This window comes from Streptomyces sp. P5F9, from assembly GCF_057961495.1.
Genome location: NZ_JBXVPZ010000177.1, coordinates 1 through 18,525 on the forward strand (window position 1 = coordinate 1; position 18,525 = coordinate 18,525).

At 69.4% G+C, this 18,525-nt stretch carries 17 protein-coding genes; 10 read left to right on the plus strand and 7 right to left on the minus strand.

Annotated features, from left to right (window positions below; all coding sequences use genetic code 11):
• On the plus strand, positions 1–213 hold a 213-nt coding region (locus AC31A1_RS26060), incomplete at its 5' end, for an SMP-30/gluconolactonase/LRE family protein (RefSeq protein WP_489655649.1).
• 68 nt (positions 214–281) lie between these two features.
• Here AC31A1_RS26060 and AC31A1_RS26065 read toward each other — a convergent pair.
• Genes AC31A1_RS26065 through AC31A1_RS26080 form a run of 4 tightly spaced genes read right to left on the minus strand, consistent with a single transcriptional unit; the run spans position 282 to position 4,586 of the window.
• Entirely contained in the window at positions 282–1,469 is a 1,188-nt protein-coding gene (locus tag AC31A1_RS26065) for an MAB_1171c family putative transporter (protein WP_489655650.1), read from the minus strand.
• On the minus strand, positions 1,466–2,671 hold the full coding sequence (locus tag AC31A1_RS26070; RefSeq protein ID WP_489655651.1) for an MAB_1171c family putative transporter: 1,206 nt from the start codon (positions 2,669–2,671) through the stop codon (positions 1,466–1,468). The genes AC31A1_RS26065 and AC31A1_RS26070 overlap by 4 nt, the downstream gene beginning before the upstream one ends.
• Entirely contained in the window at positions 2,668–3,207 is a 540-nt protein-coding gene (locus tag AC31A1_RS26075; RefSeq protein ID WP_489655652.1) for a toxin, read from the minus strand. Before AC31A1_RS26075 ends, AC31A1_RS26070 begins: the two co-directional genes overlap by 4 nt.
• Before the next feature lie 38 nt (positions 3,208–3,245).
• Positions 3,246–4,586, minus strand: coding sequence for a DUF6545 domain-containing protein (locus AC31A1_RS26080; protein ID WP_489655653.1), 1,341 nt, complete (start codon positions 4,584–4,586; stop codon positions 3,246–3,248).
• A gap of 271 nt (positions 4,587–4,857) precedes the next feature.
• Here AC31A1_RS26080 and AC31A1_RS26085 point away from each other — a divergent pair, with 271 nt between their 5' ends.
• The 5 genes from AC31A1_RS26085 to arfA all read left to right on the plus strand — a co-directional run bounded on the left by AC31A1_RS26085 (position 4,858) and on the right by arfA (position 10,566).
• A complete protein-coding gene (locus AC31A1_RS26085; protein ID WP_489655654.1) occupies positions 4,858–6,207 on the plus strand; it encodes an extracellular solute-binding protein in 1,350 nt (449 codons plus the stop codon).
• Positions 6,204–7,142, plus strand: a complete 939-nt coding sequence (locus AC31A1_RS26090; protein ID WP_489655655.1) for a carbohydrate ABC transporter permease — start codon at positions 6,204–6,206, stop codon at positions 7,140–7,142. The genes AC31A1_RS26085 and AC31A1_RS26090 overlap by 4 nt, the downstream gene beginning before the upstream one ends.
• A complete protein-coding gene (locus AC31A1_RS26095) occupies positions 7,139–8,002 on the plus strand; it encodes a carbohydrate ABC transporter permease (protein WP_489655656.1) in 864 nt (287 codons plus the stop codon). Before AC31A1_RS26090 ends, AC31A1_RS26095 begins: the two co-directional genes overlap by 4 nt.
• A gap of 29 nt (positions 8,003–8,031) precedes the next feature.
• On the plus strand, positions 8,032–8,970 hold the full coding sequence (locus AC31A1_RS26100; RefSeq protein ID WP_489655657.1) for an arabinan endo-1,5-alpha-L-arabinosidase: 939 nt from the start codon (positions 8,032–8,034) through the stop codon (positions 8,968–8,970).
• A gap of 81 nt (positions 8,971–9,051) precedes the next feature.
• Positions 9,052–10,566: an arabinosylfuranosidase ArfA gene (gene arfA, locus AC31A1_RS26105; RefSeq protein ID WP_489655658.1), complete on the plus strand. Its 1,515-nt coding sequence runs from the start codon at positions 9,052–9,054 to the stop codon at positions 10,564–10,566.
• Positions 10,567–10,578: 12 nt separating this feature from the next.
• On the opposite strand, the gene AC31A1_RS26110 is transcribed toward arfA, so the two are convergent.
• Entirely contained in the window at positions 10,579–13,554 is a 2,976-nt protein-coding gene (locus AC31A1_RS26110; protein WP_489655659.1) for a glycoside hydrolase family 35 protein, read from the minus strand.
• A 118-nt stretch (positions 13,555–13,672) separates the two neighbouring features.
• Here AC31A1_RS26110 and AC31A1_RS26115 point away from each other — a divergent pair, with 118 nt between their 5' ends.
• The 3 genes from AC31A1_RS26115 to AC31A1_RS26125 all read left to right on the plus strand — a co-directional run bounded on the left by AC31A1_RS26115 (position 13,673) and on the right by AC31A1_RS26125 (position 15,757).
• Positions 13,673–14,146, plus strand: coding sequence for an RrF2 family transcriptional regulator (locus tag AC31A1_RS26115; protein ID WP_489655660.1), 474 nt, complete (start codon positions 13,673–13,675; stop codon positions 14,144–14,146).
• Between the two features lie 52 nt (positions 14,147–14,198).
• Positions 14,199–14,759: a TlpA family protein disulfide reductase gene (locus tag AC31A1_RS26120; protein WP_489655664.1), complete on the plus strand. Its 561-nt coding sequence runs from the start codon at positions 14,199–14,201 to the stop codon at positions 14,757–14,759.
• A gap of 74 nt (positions 14,760–14,833) precedes the next feature.
• Positions 14,834–15,757, plus strand: a complete 924-nt coding sequence (locus AC31A1_RS26125; protein ID WP_489655661.1) for a sulfite exporter TauE/SafE family protein — start codon at positions 14,834–14,836, stop codon at positions 15,755–15,757.
• Positions 15,758–15,800: 43 nt separating this feature from the next.
• Here the strand turns inward: AC31A1_RS26125 and AC31A1_RS26130 are convergent, their stop codons facing one another.
• Complete coding sequence (locus tag AC31A1_RS26130) at positions 15,801–16,625, minus strand: intradiol ring-cleavage dioxygenase (RefSeq protein WP_489655662.1); 825 nt, start codon at positions 16,623–16,625, stop codon at positions 15,801–15,803.
• Positions 16,626–16,892: 267 nt separating this feature from the next.
• On the opposite strand from AC31A1_RS26130, the gene AC31A1_RS26135 reads away from it, so the two are divergent.
• Positions 16,893–17,546: a DUF4360 domain-containing protein gene (locus AC31A1_RS26135; protein WP_393757213.1), complete on the plus strand. Its 654-nt coding sequence runs from the start codon at positions 16,893–16,895 to the stop codon at positions 17,544–17,546.
• Positions 17,547–17,634: 88 nt separating this feature from the next.
• Here the strand turns inward: AC31A1_RS26135 and AC31A1_RS26140 are convergent, their stop codons facing one another.
• The gene (locus AC31A1_RS26140; protein ID WP_489655663.1) at positions 17,635–18,405 is read right to left on the minus strand and encodes an intradiol ring-cleavage dioxygenase; all 771 of its coding nucleotides are present in this window, start codon (positions 18,403–18,405) and stop codon (positions 17,635–17,637) included.
• Positions 18,406–18,525 lie beyond the last annotated feature (120 nt).

Here is an 18,525-nt window from a genome sequence, read left to right on the forward strand (position 1 = left end):
GTGCGGAGGTATACGCCGGACGGGGAGTTGGAGCGGGTTGTTTCTTTGCCGGCCTCGCTGGTCACTGCGTGCGCGTTCGGGGGTGCGGATTTGAGTGACTTGTACGTTACGACTGCTCGGGTGGGGCTTGCGTCGCCGCATCCTGTTGCTGGTTCGCTGTTGGTTGTGCCGGGGGCCGGGAAGGGAGTGGCGCAGCCTGCTTTTGCCGGGTGATGAGGGTTCTATTTTGGCTGCGGGGCGGTGGGGGCTGGTCGCGCAGTTCCCCGCGCCCCTGGGGTACTTCAGTCGCCTGAGCTGTCCAGTTCGGCCAACGTTTTGCTTTCCGCCGGGGTTGCCGTCAGGCGGGAGCGTGCCAGGGCCCTTGCCAGCTCGACCAAGCCGCCCGTGTCGGAGACCTCTGTGGCGTAGAGGCGGTACGTGCTCGGGGTGTTGAAGGGTTGTTCTTGGGCGGCGGCTCGGCGGGCGGCGTCGGCGACCATGGCCGCCTCGGCGGTCACCCGGGCCTCGTGGGGGGAGTGACCGTCGTGGAGGGCGGCGTGGCGGGTGCGTTCGCGGAGGTGGTCGTCGAAGTAGGGGGTGAGGGCCAACAGGCCATCGTGGATGGAGACTTCACGCCAGTGGAGGCGCATGCGGGGGAGCTGGCGCAGGGCGCTGGGGGGCTTCGGGGCGATGGACGCGAAGCGGACCTCCGACCACAACGGACCCAGTCCGCGCAGGTCGTTGAGGTCGCGCCAGTGGGCCCGGGCCATGGGCAGGAGTCGCGGAAGGGCGAAGCCGGCCGAACAGGTCAGGGCGGCCAGGGAAGCCATCGGCGGGGCGACGCCGGTGGAGAGGAAGTCGAGGTCGTGCCCGGTCCAACGGGCCACCAGCGCCGTGTACTTGACGAGCTGGAAGCCGACCACGTCCAGCAGGGTGCCGAGGAGGATCAGCTGCAGGCCGGTCCTGAGCAGGCCGGTCACCTCGCGGGCCCAGGTGACGCACACCGTGCACAGCGCGAGGGTGGCCGCGCTGTGTCCGAGCAGGTAGAGCACGATCATCTCGCGCATGTACGGCGTATCGGCGTAGTACGTGTCGAGGTCGGTGAGCCGCTCGGTGTTCGGGTCGGCCAGCGTGAACAGCACGACGATGGTCACGATCAGCGCGCCGTAGGCGGCCATGCTGCGCAGGACCATGCGGCGGATCCGGGCGGGGGAGCCGCCCCGCCAGTGGATCAGCAGGACGAGCAGGGAGCAGCTGTACGCGGAGAGCATGCCGTAGGTCAGCGGGGCGCCGAAGTTGGGGATGCCGGTGAGGCGGTTGACCGTGCCCAGGGTCAGCGGTGCCGAGCAGACCAGGGCCAGCGAGCCGAGGACGATCGCCGCGCAGGTGGACACGGTCAGCGGGTCGCGCGGGATCCGCCAGGGGCGGCGCAGCAGCACGGTGCAGGACAGCCCGAAGACGCCGGCGGCGAGATACACCATGAGGCTCATGCCCGGGTGCTCCCTTCCGTCGTGCCGGTGCGGACCCGGGCGGCGGCGACGAGCGGGGAACGGGCCAGCGCGTCCGCGATGGGCACGAGGAGGGTGGTGCCGGGGGCGCGGTCGGGGAGCCGGCCCGGTTCGTCGGCGGGCGTGAGGTGCGGGCCGTCGTCGTGTTCCTCGGCGTCGTGCCTCCGCTCCTCGGCCACGGCCGCCGCCACGACCGCCGCCCACGCCGTCGCCTCGGCCTGCTCCGGGTCGCCGGTGGTCCGTGCGGCTGCCTCCAACGTCCTTTCGTACAGGGCCCGGTCGAAGAACGCGTCCAGGTGGCCGAGCGCGTTGTGGATGCTCGTCTGCCGCCACACCAGCCGGGTCGCGGGGGAGGACCAGCGCGGCCGGGGCAGCCGTAGCGCGCGGCGGGTGAGGAGTTCGGCCAGCTCGTGTTCCAGCGGTTCGAGACCGGCGTAGGTCCGCCGGGCCTGCCGCCACTGGGTCAGCCGGGGGCCGGTCAGCGGGATCAGGACGCCTACGACGGTCAGCACCGCGCCCAGCCCGGCGGCGACCGGCGAGACCGTCGTACCGAGCCGCGTCCAGTCCCGGCCGCACCAACGGGCGATGACCGCCGCGAACTTGGTCAGGCTGTACCCGGCCCCGCACAGCGAGCCGACGCCCAGCGTGATCAGGCCCGCGCGGAGCCAGCCGTGCACCTGGCGCGCCCAGCGCAGCGCCGACACCGCGGTGACACTGACGGCGGCGAGGTGTCCGGCCAGGTACAGCACGATCATCTCGGCGATGAACGGCGTGGTCGCGTAGTAGGTGTCCAGGTCGGTGCGGCGCTCCACGGGGGTGCGGCCCAGCGCGAACGTCACGGCGATGCCGATGAGGATGAAGGTGTACGCCACGATCCAGCGGCGGGCGGTCCGGTGGACGTGCGGTCCGCCCCGCCAGTAGACGATCAGGACCTGCGAGGAGGCGCCGTACGCGGTGACCGACGCGTAGGTCAGCGGCGCGGCGAGGTTCGGGATGCCGCTGAGGTGGTTGATCGCGCCGACGGTGGGCGGCGCCCCGAGGAGGAAGCAGGCCCCGGCCAGGCCGAGGAACACGCAGATGACCCGGAGATAGGGGTCGTGCCAGTGGCGGATCAGGTCCGGGGTCTTCACCAGCACGCCCAGCCACAGCAGGCCGCAGCTGAGGTAGTCGATCAGGCTGCTCATTTTCTGGTCCCGCGGTAGTTGAGGGCGGCGCCGATCCGCCCGGCGACACCCTGCTGCGAGCTGTCGTCCGCCACGGCGGGGTCGTGCGCGGGGGTCGCCGTGGCCGCGGCCTCCAGCCAGGGCCGCAGCCGGCCGCTCATCAACATGCCGAACCTGTCCGCCTCTTGCTCGTCGGCGAGGCTGAAGTCGGTACGGGCGGCGACGGGCCGGGGGCTGCCGTCGGCGGTCGGCGCGGGGGCGGGCCGCTCGGTCCGCTGGTGCATGTGCCACACCTCGTGGCAGAAGATCACGATCTGGTGCCAGGCGGCGGCCCGCTTGTCGATGACGATGACGTCGTAGGTGTCGCCCTCCAGCCACACTCCGCTGGCGGTGTGCGGCGGGAACACCTCGCGGCGGACGACGACCTCACGTCCCCGCCAGCGCGTGACGGAGTCGACCAGCGCGTCGAACAGGGCCTCGGGGTCGGCCGGGACCGGGACGCGCATGGGGTCGATGAGGGCACCGGCGAACCGGCGCATCTCCTTCTTCGTGCGCACCGCTGCAATATGCCAGGACATACGCCGACTCAGCCACCTCACCGTCGCCGCGGCAGCAGGAAGCGGGGCGCTTCCGCGGGATGGACGGGGGAAGTACGGCGGCCGGAGTCCGTCGAACCGGCCGGTTCCGTCCCGGAGTTGGCCCGAGCCGCGGAATTGGCCTGAACGGCACCCGCCGGCTCCGCCGCGCCGGCCCCTGTTCTTCCGCCGCGCACCGCCGCCCGCACCGCGTCGATCGCGTCGCGGTGGCGCAGGGCACGGGAGACGGGCCCGATCTCCTGGAGGAGGTCGGCGGTGTCGGGGTGGCCGCTGGGGTTGTCGTGGCCGGAGCAGTCGATGGCGTCCAGGATCGCCACCGCCGCCGCGAGGGCCTTCGCGCGGGCCGGGGTGCAGCCGAGGCGGAGGGCGGCGCGGTGGGCGTGGGTGCGGAGGTCCTCGTCGAGGTGGCGGGCGAGGGGCAGGAGGACGTCGCGGATGTACGTCTCCCGCCGGATCAGGCGGAGTTCGGGCGCCGCGCAGAGGAGGAAGGGGACGCCGTCGCCGTCGACGGAGCGCATCAGGACGTAGAGCGGCCGGAGTTGGTGGTGGGCGAGGCGCACGCGCAGGCGGCCGTGCAGGAATTGGCCGGTGTGCGGCAGGATGAAACCGACGGCGATCAGGACGGCGGCGAGGCAGGCCGCGCACGGAGCGACGTCCGTGCTGAGCGCGTCGAGATCGTGTCCCGTCCAACGGGCCGTCACCGCCGTGAGTTTGGCGAGATCGAAGACGAGGCTCAGCGCGTAACCGGCGCCCAGGAACGTCAGTCCCCAGCGCAGCCAGCCGTGCAGGGCGTCCGCGCGGACCCAGTTCCAGATGAGCCGCACGGTGATCAGCGCGGCCACGGTGTGCGCGAGCAGATAGAGCAGGATCTCCTCGCGCATGAAGGGCGTGCCGGCGTAGTACGTGTCCAGGTCCCGTACCCGCTCCACGGGCACGTCGGCGAGGGCGAACAGCACCCACAGCGCCACGACCACGCCCGAGTAGACGGAGATGATCCACCGTCTGGCACGCCGGGTCGCGTTCGAGCGGTCGGACAGCCCGTTGCGCCAGGCCACGATGAGCAGTAACCCGGCTCCGCTGAACGCGGTGAGCAGCGAATACGCCCACGGCGCCGCGAAGTTGGGCACTCCGGTGACCTGGTTGGTCCAGCCGATGACGGACGGCGTCACGGACACGAACAGCGCGCAGGCGAACAGCAGCAGCCCGCCGACCGCCCGCAGCAGCGGGTCCCGCCACATCCGGATGATCGCCGGCAGCTTCAGCGCGAGGGCGGCGCCGAGGACCACCGTGGGGACCCACACGAAGGACGTGTACAGCTCGCCGAGGAAGGTCGTCGCCACGTCGTACGCTCCCCCTTCCCGCCGTCCGCTGCACAAGCCGGTCCGAGGTTACGCGCCCACAACTGCCAACGTCATGTCATCCGGTGGCCGTTGTGGGACCGGGAACGACCGCTGTGTCCGGAAATCGCCCCTGCGAATGAACTGTGCACTGTGTCCAACCCATTGACGCGCAAGCGCTTCGATTTTACGGTCCCGTTCGAAGTTGCGAGCAGCATTCGATATCTCGGACATGACGGGACCTCTACAGGGACCTCTACAGCAAGGGCAGGCAATGGGACGACCTGACCTGAATCGCAGGCACCTACTGGCCACGGCGGGCGGCCTCGCGGTCGCGGGCAGCCTCGCTTTCGCCGCTCTCGGCACCGGCGCCGACGCGCTCGCCTCCGGCGCGGACACCCGGGTGCGCTACTGGAACCTCTTCAGCGGCGGCGACGGCGCCAACATGATCGCGATGCTGGACGCGTTCCGGAAGGAACACCCCGGCATCGACGTGAAGGACTCCACCCTCCAGTGGGGCAACCCCTTCTACACCAAGCTCGCCATGGCCGCGGCGGGCAACCACGCACCGGAACTCGGCGTCATGCACATGGGCCGCGTCGCGGGCTTCTCACCGGGCCGGCTCCTCGACCCCTGGGACGAGGACCTCCTCGCCAAGTACGGCGTACGCAAGGCCGATTACAACCCCGCGCTGTGGAACCGCGGTGTCATCGACGGCAAGTTGTACGCCCTGCCGCTCGACATCCACGTACAACTCTGCTTCTACCGCAAGGACGTCCTGAAGAAGGCGGACCTCCTCGGCGACGACGGCCGGATGATCCACGTCACCTCCACCGACGAGTGGTTCGACGTCCTGAAGAAGGCCAAGCAGGCCCAGAAGAAGGGTCTTCAGACCATCGGTCTGTGGACCAACGACCAGAACTTCCAGTGGTGGTTCTTCGTCGCCTTCTACACCCAGCTCGGCGGCACATGGTTCGACGACGGCGACACCCAGGTCCTCTTCGACGTCGACAAGGCCACCCAGGTCCTGGAGTTCTTCCGCCGGCACGTCACCGACGGGTACGTCATCCCGGGCGCGCCGACCGGCGAACAGTTCATCAACGGCGCCCCCTTCACCTGGGAGGGCAACTGGTCGGTGCCGGTCTTCTCCGGCGCGAAACTGGACTACGGCGCGACCCCGCTGCCGCCCGTCTTCGGCAGGCAGGCCACGCACGCCGAGTCGCACTCCTTCGTCCTGCCGCACCAGGCGGGCCGCGGCGGCGCCACCAACGAGGCCGCGCACGAACTGGCCGCGTACGTCGTCACCCACGCCCTGCAGTGGGCGGCCGGCGGCCACATCCCCGCGTACACACCGACGCTCTCCACGGCCGCGTACAAGAAGCTCACCCCGCAGAACGAGTACGTCTCCGCGATGAACCACCAGGCCACCGAGCCGAAGGTGTGGTTCGCGGGCTCCACCGGCGTCCTCGCCCAGGACCTCGGCCCCCTCGTCGTCTCCTCGACGATGGGCTCCGCCAAGCCGGCCGCCGTAGCGCGGACGATGAAGAACCACCTCACCCGACTCCTCGCCTCCAAGAACCCGATGGACGGCAGGACCGCAGCACAAGGAGGTGCAGCCGCATGACCACCAGTGCCGGGACCGTCCTCGCACCGGCGCGGACGAGGACCGCCACCGCCACCGCGACCGTCCGCCGCAACCAGGGCTTCCAGCACGGGGGTTGGTTCGTCGCCCCGTTCCTGGCGCTCTTCGCCCTGTTCGTCGTCTGGCCGCTGCTGCGCGGCGTCTACCTCAGCCTCACGGACGCCAACATCTCCGGCGACGGCGCGAACTTCATCGGCCTCGACAACTACCGCGAGGCCCTCCACGACCAGGCGATGTGGGACGCGCTCGGCCACAGCGCCTACTTCACCCTGCTCGTCGTCCCGTGCATCACCGTCCTCGCCTTCCTCCTCGCGATGCTCGCGCACCACATCGAGCGCGGAAAATGGCTGTGGCGGCTGTGCTTCTTCGCGCCGTTCCTGCTGCCGTCGACGGTCGCGGGCAACATGTGGCAGTGGCTCTTCACCCAGGGGATCGGCCTGTTCAACGAGACCTTCGGGCTCACCACACCCTGGCTGACCGACAAGTCCTACGCGATGCTCGCCATCGTCATCGAGACCCTCTGGTGGACGGTCGGCTTCAGCTTCCTCCTCTACCTCGCCGCGCTCCAGGGCATCCCCGACCACCTCTACGAGGCCGCCAAGCTCGACGGCGCGAACGCCTGGCACCGCACGGTCCACATCACGCTGCCGATGCTGCGCCACATCACCGGCCTGGTGATCGCGCTCCAGGCCCTCGCCTCGCTCCAGCTCTTCGACCAGGCCGTCGTGATGATGGACTTCGGCCCCGGACCCGAGCTGAGCACCCGCTCCTTCGTCCAGTACACCCTCGAACAGGGCTTCACCAGCTACCGCGTGGGCTACGCCTCCGCGATGTCCGTCATCTTCTTCGTGATCATCGCGGCCGTGGCCCTCACCCGGATGGCACTGCTGCGCAACCGTGAGGAGACCGGCCGATGACCACGGCTGCAACCACCCCTGTACGTAAGCCCCGCAAGCCCTGGACACCCAGCCAGATCGTCCTCACCCTCCTCGGCGCCGCCGTCTCCGCGCTCTTCGTGGCGCCGATCGCCGCGGCCCTGTTCACCTCGCTCAAGTCCGAGGCCGAGGCCGCCGAGATCCCGCCGCACTGGCTGCCGAAGGTCTGGACCGCCCAGGCCTGGAAGGCCCTCTGGAAGACCGGCAACATCACGAACTGGTTCGTCAACTCCCTCGTCGTGTCGATCCTGGTGACGGCCATCGTGGTCACCGTCGCCGCACTCGCCGGATACGGCTTCGCCCGCACCGAGTTCAAGGGCAAGTCCGTCCTGATGGGCACGGTGATGGCGGGCCTGATGATCTCCCCGGCCGTCCTCGGCGTCCCCCTCTTCACCACCGTCCAGCAGATGGGGATGGTCGACACCTACTGGGGCATGATCCTGCCGCAGTGCGCGCCCGCCGCGATGGTCTACATCCTCTACAAGTTCTTCCAGGGCATCCCCCGCGAACTGGAGGAGGCCGCCTTCATCGACGGCGCGGGCCGCTGGCGGATCTTCTTCACCATCGTCGTCCCGCTCTCCCGCCCCTCCCTCGCGGCGGTCGGCATCTTCACCTTCATCGCCTCGTGGAACAACTTCCTGTGGCCGTACATGGTGACCAACAACCCCGACCTGATGACCATGCCGAACGGCATCGCGACCGTCATGAACTCCTACGGCATCCAGTGGGCCCAGCTCATGGCCGGCGGCCTCATGGCAGGCCTCCCGCTGATCATCGTCTTCGTCTTCTTCCAGCGCCAGATCGTCGCGGGCGTGGCCCACACCGGATTGGCGGGACAGTGACCATACGAAGAGCTCTTGCCGGTGCGGTGATGGCGGCCGCTCTTGCCCTGCTGCCCAACACGGCCCAGGCAGCGCAGAGTTACCCCGACCCGCAGCCCATCACCGGCCAGCAGATCATCCACGACCCCACGGTCATCCGCCTCAAGTCCGGTTCCTACGTCGCCTATTCGACCGGCGGCATCATCGGCGCCCGCACCTCCAAGGACCGCGTCCAGTGGGACGACGCGGGCAACGCCTTCGCCACGCCCCCGAGTTGGTGGTACGACTACAACTCCACCGGCGACCCCTGGGCCCCCGACCTCTCCTACCGGGACGGCCGCTACTGGCTCTACTACGCCGTCTCCTCCTGGGGCACCAACCACTCCGCGATCGGCGTGGCAACGTCCCCCACCGGCCTCCCCGGCACCTGGACCGACCAGGGCAAGGCCTTCACCTCGGAGACGACGGACGCCTGGAACGCCATAGACCCCGCGCTGATCACCGCGGACGGCAAACTCTGGATGGCGTTCGGCTCGTACTGGACGGGCATCCGCCTGGTCGAACTGAACCCCGCCACAGGCAAGGCGATCCCCGGCGCAACAGTCGCCCAACTGGCGACCCGCCCGGACGCGCCGTACGCGGTCGAGGGCGCGTACGTGCTGAAGCACGGCGCCTACTACTACCTCTTCGCGTCGTACGACGCGTGCTGCGCAGGTGTGAACTCCACGTACAAGATCCGGGTCGGCCGCTCGACGTCGATCACAGGCCCGTACGCGGACAGCACAGGCAAGCCAATGCTGGCGGGCGGCGGAGACCTACTCCTCGCAACCCACGGCCGCTACATAGGCCCAGGCGGAGAATCCATCTTCCAAGACAAAGGTAAGGATGTCTTGGCATACCACTACTACGACGGCGAGGATTCAGGCACACCAAAGCTAGGGCTAAACACCCTGAGCTGGACAAACACCGGCTGGCCAAAAGTCTTTTAGGGGCGCGGGGAACTGCGCGACCAGCCACAGCGAACCTGCACTCGCCGACGAAACACAAGGCACCCACTTCGAAAGGCGCACATGAGTACCGCCCGCTTCACCCTCGACCCCGCCTTCACCATCGGCGAAGTCAACCCCCGCCTCTTCGGCTCCTTCGTGGAACACCTCGGCCGCTGCGTCTACACCGGCATCTTCGAACCGGACCACCCCACCGCAGACGCAGAGGGCCTCCGCCAAGACGTCCTGGATCTGGTCCGAGAACTGGGCGTCACCACCATCCGCTACCCCGGCGGCAACTTCGTCTCCGGCTACAAGTGGGAAGACTCGGTGGGCCCCGCAGGGGACCGCCCCCGCCGCCTCGACCTGGCCTGGCGCTCGACGGAGTCCAACCGCTTCGGCCTCTCCGAATACATCGCGTTCCTGAAGAAGCTCGGCCCCCAGGCAGAACCGATGATGGCGATCAACTTGGGCACCCGGGGCGTAGCCGAGGCCCTGGAACTCCAGGAGTACGCCAACCACCCCTCCGGCACGACCCTCTCCGACCAGCGCATCACCCACGGCGACAAGAACCCCTTCGGCATCCGACTCTGGTGCCTCGGCAACGAGATGGACGGCCCCTGGCAGACGGGCCACAAGACCGCCGAGGAGTACGGCAGGATCGCCGCCGAGACGGCCCGCGCGATGCGCCAGATCGACGCCGGTGTCGAACTCGTCGCCTGCGGCTCCTCCTCCCAGGCCATGCCGACCTTCGCCGAGTGGGAGTCGACGGTCCTCCAGGAGACGTACGACCTGGTCGACTACATCTCGCTGCACGCCTACTACCAGCCGACCGACGGCGACCTCGACTCCTTCGTCGCCTCGGCCGTCGACATGGAGTCCTTCATCGAGAACGTGGTCGTCACCGCCGACCACGTGGGTGCCCGCCTCAAGTCGAAGAAGAAGATCAACCTCTCCTTCGACGAGTGGAACGTCTGGTACACGTCGGACTGGGAGGAGCAGGCGAAGAACGCCGATCCCGCCGACTGGCCGGAGGCGCCGCGCCTCCTGGAGGACCACTACAGCGTCATGGACGCGGTCGTCTTCGGCTCGCTCATGATCGCCCTGCTCCGGCACGCCGACCGCGTCACCGTCGCGTGCCTCGCCCAGCTCGTCAACGTCATCGCGCCGATCATGACCGAGCCGGGTGGCCCGGCCTGGCGGCAGACGACGTTCTTCCCCTTCGCGCAGGCCTCGAAGTACGGCCGCGGCCAGGTCCTCGACGTCCGCGTCGACTCCCCGAGGCACGAGACGCGGAAGTACGGCGAGGCCGACCTGCTGCACGCCACCGCGGTGCGCGGCGAGGACGGTTCGGTCACGGTGTTCGCCGTCAACCGCAGCCGCACCGAGTCGCTCCCGCTCGAAGTCGGCCTGAACGGGCTCGACTTGACGTCGGTCGTCGAGCACAGCGCCCTCGCGGACGCCGACCCGGACGCCCGCAACACCCTGGCCGACCCGGAGCGGGTGGCCCCGCACGAGGTCGCGGGCACCACCCTCCAGGACGGCATCCTGACCGCCGTACTGGAGCCGCTGTCCTGGAACATGATCAGGATCAGCTGAACCCCGTGGGTGTCACCGGCCGGGGGAGGCCACCGGCGCAACCGGTACTCCTCCGGCCGCACTCCCCAGCAGCGTCAGCCGTACGTCCTTCGGGCCCGCCGGTGTGGTGCCGTCGGACAGGACGGCCAGGGCGAGTGTGTTGGTGCCACGTGTGCGGAGGATCCCGTTCGGCAGGGCGAAGGTGTGCTGCGGGCCCACGTCGTTGATGTACTGGCCCATGTTCCAGCCGTTGAGGAAGATCTGGACGCGGTAGGCGCGCGTCGGGTCGTCGTCGAGGACGAGGCCGATCGAGGCGTCGACGCCGCTGTCCACGGCGAGCTTGAAGCTGGTCCGGTACCAGGCCACGCCCTGGCGCTTGTCGGCGCGGGGGAGGGTGACGGCCTCCCAGCCGGCGTCCGCGTACCCCGGCAGGTGCCAGCCCTCCCGCTCGCCGTACAGCCCGCCGTTGTTCTGCGGCCCGCGTACGGGATCGGGTGCCGTCTCACCCTGGAGCCGCCAACTCACCTTCGGGGAGGCGCCCTTGAAGGTCGCCGCCGTCAGTCCGCGCGCCACCTTGTGGGTGTCGAGGGCCTTGCCGTCCTGGTCGTGCTGCATCCGCCGCACCAGCACGGACAGGACGTGTGAACCGGCCGCGCGCTGCTTCTCGGGAACCGCGAAGGTCGGCTTGGCGGTCCAACTGCCCTGCCGCACACTGCTGGTGGTCGGCACCGGCATCCGGTGGGTGCCGAGCGGTTCGCCGTCGAGCCAGGCCATCAGCAGGCCCTGGGTGCCGGTGCTGTAGGCGAGGGTCACCGACTCCAGGGCGTCGGTCGTGGCCGTGGTGAAGCGGCCGCGGTACCAGACGTCCCCGTAGTGGAAGCCGTAGTCGTCCGCGAAGAGCAGCGGCTGCCCGGAGGGGATGGCCGTCGTGCTGAACGTCGAAGTCCTGTTCGCCGCGGTCCACTTGGAGTCGTCGAAGGCGACCGCGGCCTCCTGGTTCTCCACCTTCCGCCGCCAGCCGTCGAGTGCGGGCAGCGGTACCGCGGGCACCCCGGGCAGCAGCGCGTCCGGGTTCGAGCGCAGGCTGCCCGCGGTGGTGACGGTCGAGGGCACCGCCTGCCCGTTCCAGGTGACGTCGGTGATGCCGCGCGGGCCCCACACCTCCAGGCCGGTCTCGCCGATGGTGTCGCCGGTGAGGTGGGCGGTCGTCCCGCTGACCGCGGCCTCGCGGAGCAGCGCCGGGCCGTAGGCCAGCGCGGTGCCCGAACCGGTCTCGTACGGCCACAGGCGTACGGAGCCGGCCTCGTCGGCGAAGACCAGCAGGAGGGAGTTGTCGACGCCGCCGCCCTGGACGAGGACCCGGGTCAGGCCGCCGATGCCGAGCGGGACGGTGACGTGCAGGAGACCACGGTCCCAGACCCAGGCGGCCTGCGCGTCGAGCCGGGTCACCACCGGCTCGTCCGGGCACTCGACGACGACGTGGGCCATCTCGCCGCGCGTCCCGGCGAACACGGCGATGTCCTGCCGGCCGGCGGTGAGGGACATCATCGGCGTGACCGTCGAGTATCTCAACGTGCGGCCGCCGAGCGCGAGTTGGGTGACGAGGAGACGGGCGTCCTGGGCCGGGACTGTGACCTCGATGTCGTCGGTCGAGGTCGGCAGCGTCGAAGTGACGTCCTTCGTGCCGTCGTTGCGCAGGACGTAGACGTGCGCGCCGGTGTCGGCGTTGGTGAGGTGGTAGACCTTCAGGCCGTCCGCTGTGACGTCCGCCGCGCGGTCCAGCTTGGCGAAGTCGGGCACGGTCCGCAGCAGATGGCCGAGCTGGTGCATCGGCACGAGCTTCGCGGTCGGATTGCGGCCCTCGTCGAAGGCGGCGCCGTAGTCGTACGACGTGTAGACGACCGGCGCGGGCAGCCAGCCCCACGAGGTGCCGCCGAACGTCATGTAGACGCTGTGCAGGGTGAGTCCGTTGGCGAGGTTGGTGAGGTAGAAACGCCGCTCGTACGCCGCGTCACGCGTCCGGCGCGACTCCGCGTACCCCTTCCCGTCGAACCAGGACCCGCCCCACGGATCGAACCAGCCCCCGCCGAACTCCGGCACGAAACCAGGGGTCTTGGGGCTGGCGGTCGCTCCACCCTTCGCCCCGCCGATCCCGAAGTGCCCCCAGTCCGGCGGCAGTTGGGACGGCGAGGGATACCCGTCGAAGCCGTACAGCCAACCGCCCTTGTCGCCACCGGTGTCGAAGGACCCGGGGGTCCAATAGCCGTTGCGGCCCTTGTCGTTGTGGAACAGGGGGACGTCGATGCCGTCGGCGCGCACCTTCTTGTACAGGTGGGACATGTAGTCGCCGCCGGACGCGTGGGTGAGCTGGCCGTCGTACTCGTTCTCGATCTGGTAGAGCAGGACCGTGCCCGTGCCCTGGGTGAACAGGTGCTTGGAGACGATGGAGTTGACCTGGCTCAGCCACTCGTCGACGTGCGATAGATACGTCGGGTCGGCGGTGCGGGCCGTGCCCTTCGTGGCGATGAGCCAGCCGGGGAAACCGCCCGCGTCGATCTCCGCGTTGATGTACGGGCCCGGCCGCAGGATGACGTACAGGCCGGTCTCGGCGGCCATGCGCAGGAACAGGTCGAGGTCCCGGACGCCCGTGAAGTCGTAGCTGCCCTGGGCGGGGGAGTGGTAGTTCCACGAGACGTAGATGCTGACGGCGTTGTAGCCGAAGGCGCGCATCTTCTGTAGGACGTCACGCCACAGGGACGGGCTCGGCAGCCGGAACGGGTGCATCTCGCCCGACCACAGGACCAGGCGTTTTCCGTCGACGATCAGGGAGTAGCGGTCGTACCCGATCGTGTGCGGCTGCCCGTCCGCGGCCGGTGGTGCGGGCGGCGGACCGGTCGGTACGACATGCGCGGCGTACGCGTCACCGCTGCCGCCGCTGCCACCCCCCAGCGCGAATCCGAGCGCGGCCGTGCCCGCGAGGGTGCTGAAGGTACGCCTGCTCAGCTCCACTGGAAGCTCCTCCCGGGTCCGGTCCGTCGGCGGCACGTGCGAAGCCATTTTCCGTGGTCGTCCCAGGAGGCCGTCGTGCGGGGCCATTCTCTACGCCGGAACGGACCACAATGGACGCATGAGGATCTCGGCACGGGCGGATTACGCGGTACGGGCGGTACTGGAGCTCGCCGTACGGGGTGACGACGGCCCTGTGCCGGACGGTCCGGTGAAGGCCGAGACCATCGCCACCGCGCAGGACATCCCGCACAAATTCCTGGAGGGAATTCTCGGCGACCTCCGGCGCGCCGGGATCGTCGACAGCCGGCGCGGCGGGGGCGGCGGCTACCGGCTGGCCCGCGCGGCCACCGCGATCACCGTCGCCGACGTCATCCGCGCGGTGGACGGCCCGATCGTCTCGGTCCGCGGCGAACGCCCCACCGGCCTCGCCTACACCGGCACCGCCGAACCCCTCCTCCCCCTGTGGATCGCCCTGCGCGCCAACGTCCGCAAGATCCTGGAGGGCGTCACCCTCGCGGACATCGCGGCGGACGCCCTGCCGGAACCGGTACGGACGCTGGCGGCGGAGCCCGCGGCCTGGGAGAACCCGTAGCCCCGTGTCCCGTCGTCGTAGTGCGGTGAGGAGAATGACCGCGGTGACGACGATGATGACAACTCGACGCGCGTACGCGGCTGTTGCCGCTGTCTGCGTGATCCTCGCGGGCTGCTCGTCCCCGGAGGCGATCAGCTACGCCCGTCCCGGCGATCCGCTCACCCGGACCTTCGAGGAGGGGAAGCGTCCCGCCGTGGCGGATCTGACGGGGACCTCGTTGGACGGGGACGCGATCCGGCTGTCGGACTACCGGGGGAAGGTCGTCCTGATCAGCGCCTGGGCGTCCTGGTGCCCTCCCTGCCGGGCGGAGGCACCCGAGCTGAAGTTGATCCAGGAGACCTGGGGCGACCGCGGACTGCGCGTCCTGGGGCTCGACAACGACAACAGCCGCGCCGCCGGTCTCGCCTTCCAGAAGAGCTTCCACCTGGCCTACCCGTCCCTGCACGATCCCTCGGGGAAGCAGGCCCTGCGGCTGCCGCGCGGTCTGGTGAACACACAGGTGATGCCGTTCACGATCGTCGTCGACCGAGCCGGGAAGGTGGCGGCGACCCGGATGGGAGCGGTGACGCGGACGCAGCTCGCGAAGGTCGTGGAACCGCTGCTGCTCGGGTAGGGGGCCGGTCCTTGTGAGCCGTCCTCATCCGGGTCTCAGGCTCCGCTCAGATTGGCCGCCTAGCGTCGCCTCCCATGCGCACGCTGATACTGCTCGCCCTCGCGGGCCTCGGGGCCCAGCTCGTGGACGGCAGCCTCGGCATGGCCTACGGGGTCACGTCCACGACGCTGCTGCTGGCCATGGGGACGAACCCGGCAGCCGCGTCCGCCACGGTCCACCTGTCCGAGATCGGTACGACGCTGATGTCCGGCGCCTCGCACTGGCGGTTCGGGAACGTGGACTGGAGGGTTGTCGTGAGGATCGGGGTCCCGGGTGCGGTCGGGTCGTTCCTCGGGGCCACCGTCCTGTCGAAGCTCTCCACCGAGGTCGCCGAGCCGGTGATGTCGCTGATCCTTTTCGGGCTCGGCGTGTACGTCATGTCCCGGTTCACCTTCAAGGGGCTGCCGAAGGGGCAGCTCGGCAAGCCGTTGCGGAAGCGGTTCCTGGCGCCGCTCGGGCTGGTCGCGGGGTTCCTGGACGCGACCGGCGGGGGCGGCTGGGGGCCCGTCGGCACGCCGGCGCTGCTGGCGAGCGGGCGGATGGAGCCGCGCAAGGTCATCGGGTCGATCGACACGAGCGAGTTCCTGGTGGCGCTGGCCGCGAGCCTCGGTTTCCTCGTCTCGCTCGGGTCCCAGGGGCTCAAGTGGACCTGGGTGATCGCCTTCCTTCTCGGGGGAGTCGTCGCCGCGCCGGTCGCCGCCTGGCTGGTGCGGCTGGTTCCGCCGCGGGTGCTGGGCTCCGCCGTCGGCGGGATCATCGTCGTGACCAACGTCCGTACGCTGCTGAGGAGCGACTGGATCGGTGCGCCGGGTGCGCTGAGCACTCCGGTGTACGTCGTGCTGTACGGGATGTGGGCTGCCGCCCTGGCGTACTCGGTCCGTGCCCATCGCCGGGAGAGGGCGCTGGAGACGCGGACCGAGTCCGAGTCCGCCGAAGGGCGGCAGCCGCTCGGGGTGTGATCGGCGATCCCCGATCAGTGCTTCCTGGCCATCCGCCTCCTGGTCAACTCGTGCTCACGCCCACGGTCAGGGTCGCCGTGTAGCCGTCGGACACATCGGAGCCGAGCGCGGTCAGCGTGAGCAGACCGGACGCGGCGCCTCCGTCGTCGTAGATCGTGTCGTCGCCGAGGGATGTCTCGGCGGTGGTGTTGTCCGCGTACGGGGAGGTGGCCTGCACTTCCTCGTTGAGGTCGGCGTCGAAGAAAAGCTGGCCGGTGTGGACGAGCGTGCCGCCGGTGTACGTGCCGTCGGCGATCGTCACGTCCGTGTGCACCCGCATATGGACGTGGACGGCGCGGGAGACGTAGTGCCCCGGCCAGATGGATATGAGCTTGGCCTCGCCGTCGGAGCCGGTGAGGACACCGCCGCGCAGGAACGTGCCGTCGTCGTCCTCGGTGTGGCCGTTCTTGCCGACGAACCCGGAGTACTCGCCGAGCGCGTCGCAGTGCCAGAGCTCCACGAGAGCGTCGGCGAGCGGCGCGCAGTCGTTGTCCTGGTCGACGACGGTGAAGGTGTACTGGACCTCGACGCCCTCCTTCTCCTCCCTGATGTCCTCGCGGATCAGGGCGCCGTCGAGCGAGTACGGACCCTCGGTGACCTCGGCGGTGAGGGTGCAGACGCCGCTCGTGGCCGACGCGGACGCGTCGGTGGTGGTCGTGGTGGTCGTGGAGGTGGTGTCGGCCGAGGCGAATCCGGCGGCCGCGAGACCGCCCGCCAGGGCCACGGTGCCGCCGCCGATCAGCACCCGGCGACGCTGGACGCCCTTGTCCCGGCGGTGCCGGGCGGGCCGTTGGTCGAGTTGCCGGTCGTTCTCGTTGTTTCCCGTCATGGCAAGAAAGCTAGGGCGGTACCTGAAGGATTCCTTGATGTGCGGCTGTGAAGGGCCTGGGGACGGAACGGTCAACGGCCGCTTATTTCAACAGAGTTCACACACTATGGAGAAGATGTGAAAGACGCGTCTGTGAATGGCCTGAGTTCGCCCTGACCGCCTCCTGTGGGGCTCCTACGATGCGAGCGCGCCGTCGGTCTTCACAGGAACTTCATTGTTTCTTCAAAGACTTGGGGCGCGGCCACCCCCCAACCCCAAGGAGAAACCATGCCTGGTGGGCTCCTCCTGAGCGGCGCCGTCGCCGCTCTTCTCACCACCGTGCTGCCCGCGCAGCACTCGTCCTCGCCGGTGTTCGACGACCCGCCCCCGGACAAGATCGTCATCAACGTCGCCACGGTGAACGGCTCGGGCTGCCCGCAGGGCACGACGGCGGTCGCCGTCTCCGAGGACAACACCGCCTTCACGGTGACCTACAGCGCGTACCTCGCCCAGGTCGGCGGCAACTCCGACCCCACGGCGTTCCGCAAGAACTGCCAGCTCAACCTGGTCGTCCACGTCCCACAGGGCTTCACGTACGCCATCGCGAGCGCCGACTACCGGGGCTTCGCCTCGCTCCAGCGCGGCGCGAGCGGTGCGCAGAAGGCCTCGTACTACTTCCAGGGCTCGTCGAACACCACGAGCAAGAACCATCCGTTCAATGGTCCCTACGATGACAACTGGCAGGCGAACGACAGCACGGACGTGGCCCAACTGGTCTGGGCGCCCTGCGGAGTTCAGCGCAACTTCAACATCAACACGGAGCTGCGGGTCAGCGCCGGCACCTCGGCGCCCGGCGCGGTCAGCTTCATGACGATGGACTCGACGGACGGCGACATCAGCACCATCTACCACATGGCGTGGGAGCACTGCCCGAGCTCCTGACGTGCGGTGCTGTGAGGTGACCTGAGGAAGGGGTGGCCCGTGTCGCACCGCGGGCCACCCCTTTTCGTGGGGGGAGTCCAGGGCCGCGTCAGCTCCGGCTGACGCCCAGCGTCAGGGTGCCCGTGTAGCCGGACGAGGTCGAACTGCCCAGCGCCGTAAGGGTCATGAGGCCGGACGCGGCTCCTCCGTCGTCGTAGATCGAGTCCTGGGCGAGGGTCGTGCGGGTGACCGTGTTGGTCGAGTACGGGGAGATCTTGGCGACGGCCGTGGTGATGGTCTCGTCGATGAAGAGCTGGCCCGTGTGGAGTTCGCTGCCGCCGGTGAACGAGCCGTCCGAGGTGAGCGTGACGCCGGTGTGCACCTTCACATGGATGTGCACGCAGCGCCCGCGGTACCAACCCGGGTAGATCGTCGTGATGTTGGCGAGTCCGGCGGAGTTCGTCAGGACACCGCCGCGCAGGAAGGTGCCGTCGTCCGGTTCGCTGTGGCCGTTGTTGCCGACGTAGCCGGAGTACTCGCCGAGCGCGTCGCAGTGCCAGATCTCGACGAGCGCGTTGGGGATGACGGCGCAGGTGCTGTCGTCCACGACCGTGAGGGCGAGTTTGAGCGGGATGCCGGCCTTGCCTTCGGTGACGTCGGCGCGGACCAGGGCGCCGTCGAGGTAGTAGGGGCCTTCGGTCATCTCCTTGGTGAGAGTGCAGACTGCCGCCGCGGCCACGGGAGTTGAGTCGGCGGTGGCTGTGGTGGGGGTGTGGGGAGCGGCGGCGCCCACGGCCAGTACGGCGGCCGTGGTGCCGGTGGCGATCAGGACGGTACGGCGTCCGACCGGGGTGGGGGTGGCTCCGTTGTTGTCTGTCATGGACACGGCACCGTAGGAGCGGAAGCTGTAGCCCGGCTGTGCGAACGGCAAAGTGACGATCCGTCAAGTTTATTGCGCGACAGGTGTGTTACGGCGGGTGTGGCCGGTGGGTTACGAGGG

Bases quoted from the DNA above. Each gene is read 5' to 3' on its own strand.
- AC31A1_RS26135 (WP_393757213.1), top strand. From the start codon at position 16,893: ATGCCTGGTGGGCTCCTCCTGAGCGGCGCCGTCGCCGCTCTTCTCACC.
- AC31A1_RS26085 (WP_489655654.1), top strand. From the start codon at position 4,858: ATGGGACGACCTGACCTGAATCGCAGGCACCTACTGGCCACGGCGGGC.
- AC31A1_RS26120 (WP_489655664.1), top strand. From the start codon at position 14,199: ATGATGACAACTCGACGCGCGTACGCGGCTGTTGCCGCTGTCTGCGTG.
- AC31A1_RS26115 (WP_489655660.1), top strand. From the start codon at position 13,673: ATGAGGATCTCGGCACGGGCGGATTACGCGGTACGGGCGGTACTGGAG.
- AC31A1_RS26140 (WP_489655663.1), bottom strand. From the start codon at position 18,405: ATGACAGACAACAACGGAGCCACCCCCACCCCGGTCGGACGCCGTACC.
- AC31A1_RS26095 (WP_489655656.1), top strand. From the start codon at position 7,139: ATGACCACGGCTGCAACCACCCCTGTACGTAAGCCCCGCAAGCCCTGG.
- AC31A1_RS26065 (WP_489655650.1), bottom strand. From the start codon at position 1,469: ATGAGCCTCATGGTGTATCTCGCCGCCGGCGTCTTCGGGCTGTCCTGC.
- arfA (WP_489655658.1), top strand. From the start codon at position 9,052: ATGAGTACCGCCCGCTTCACCCTCGACCCCGCCTTCACCATCGGCGAA.
- AC31A1_RS26090 (WP_489655655.1), top strand. From the start codon at position 6,204: ATGACCACCAGTGCCGGGACCGTCCTCGCACCGGCGCGGACGAGGACC.
- AC31A1_RS26070 (WP_489655651.1), bottom strand. From the start codon at position 2,671: ATGAGCAGCCTGATCGACTACCTCAGCTGCGGCCTGCTGTGGCTGGGC.
- AC31A1_RS26125 (WP_489655661.1), top strand. From the start codon at position 14,834: ATGCGCACGCTGATACTGCTCGCCCTCGCGGGCCTCGGGGCCCAGCTC.
- AC31A1_RS26130 (WP_489655662.1), bottom strand. From the start codon at position 16,625: ATGACGGGAAACAACGAGAACGACCGGCAACTCGACCAACGGCCCGCC.
- AC31A1_RS26100 (WP_489655657.1), top strand. From the start codon at position 8,032: ATGGCGGCCGCTCTTGCCCTGCTGCCCAACACGGCCCAGGCAGCGCAG.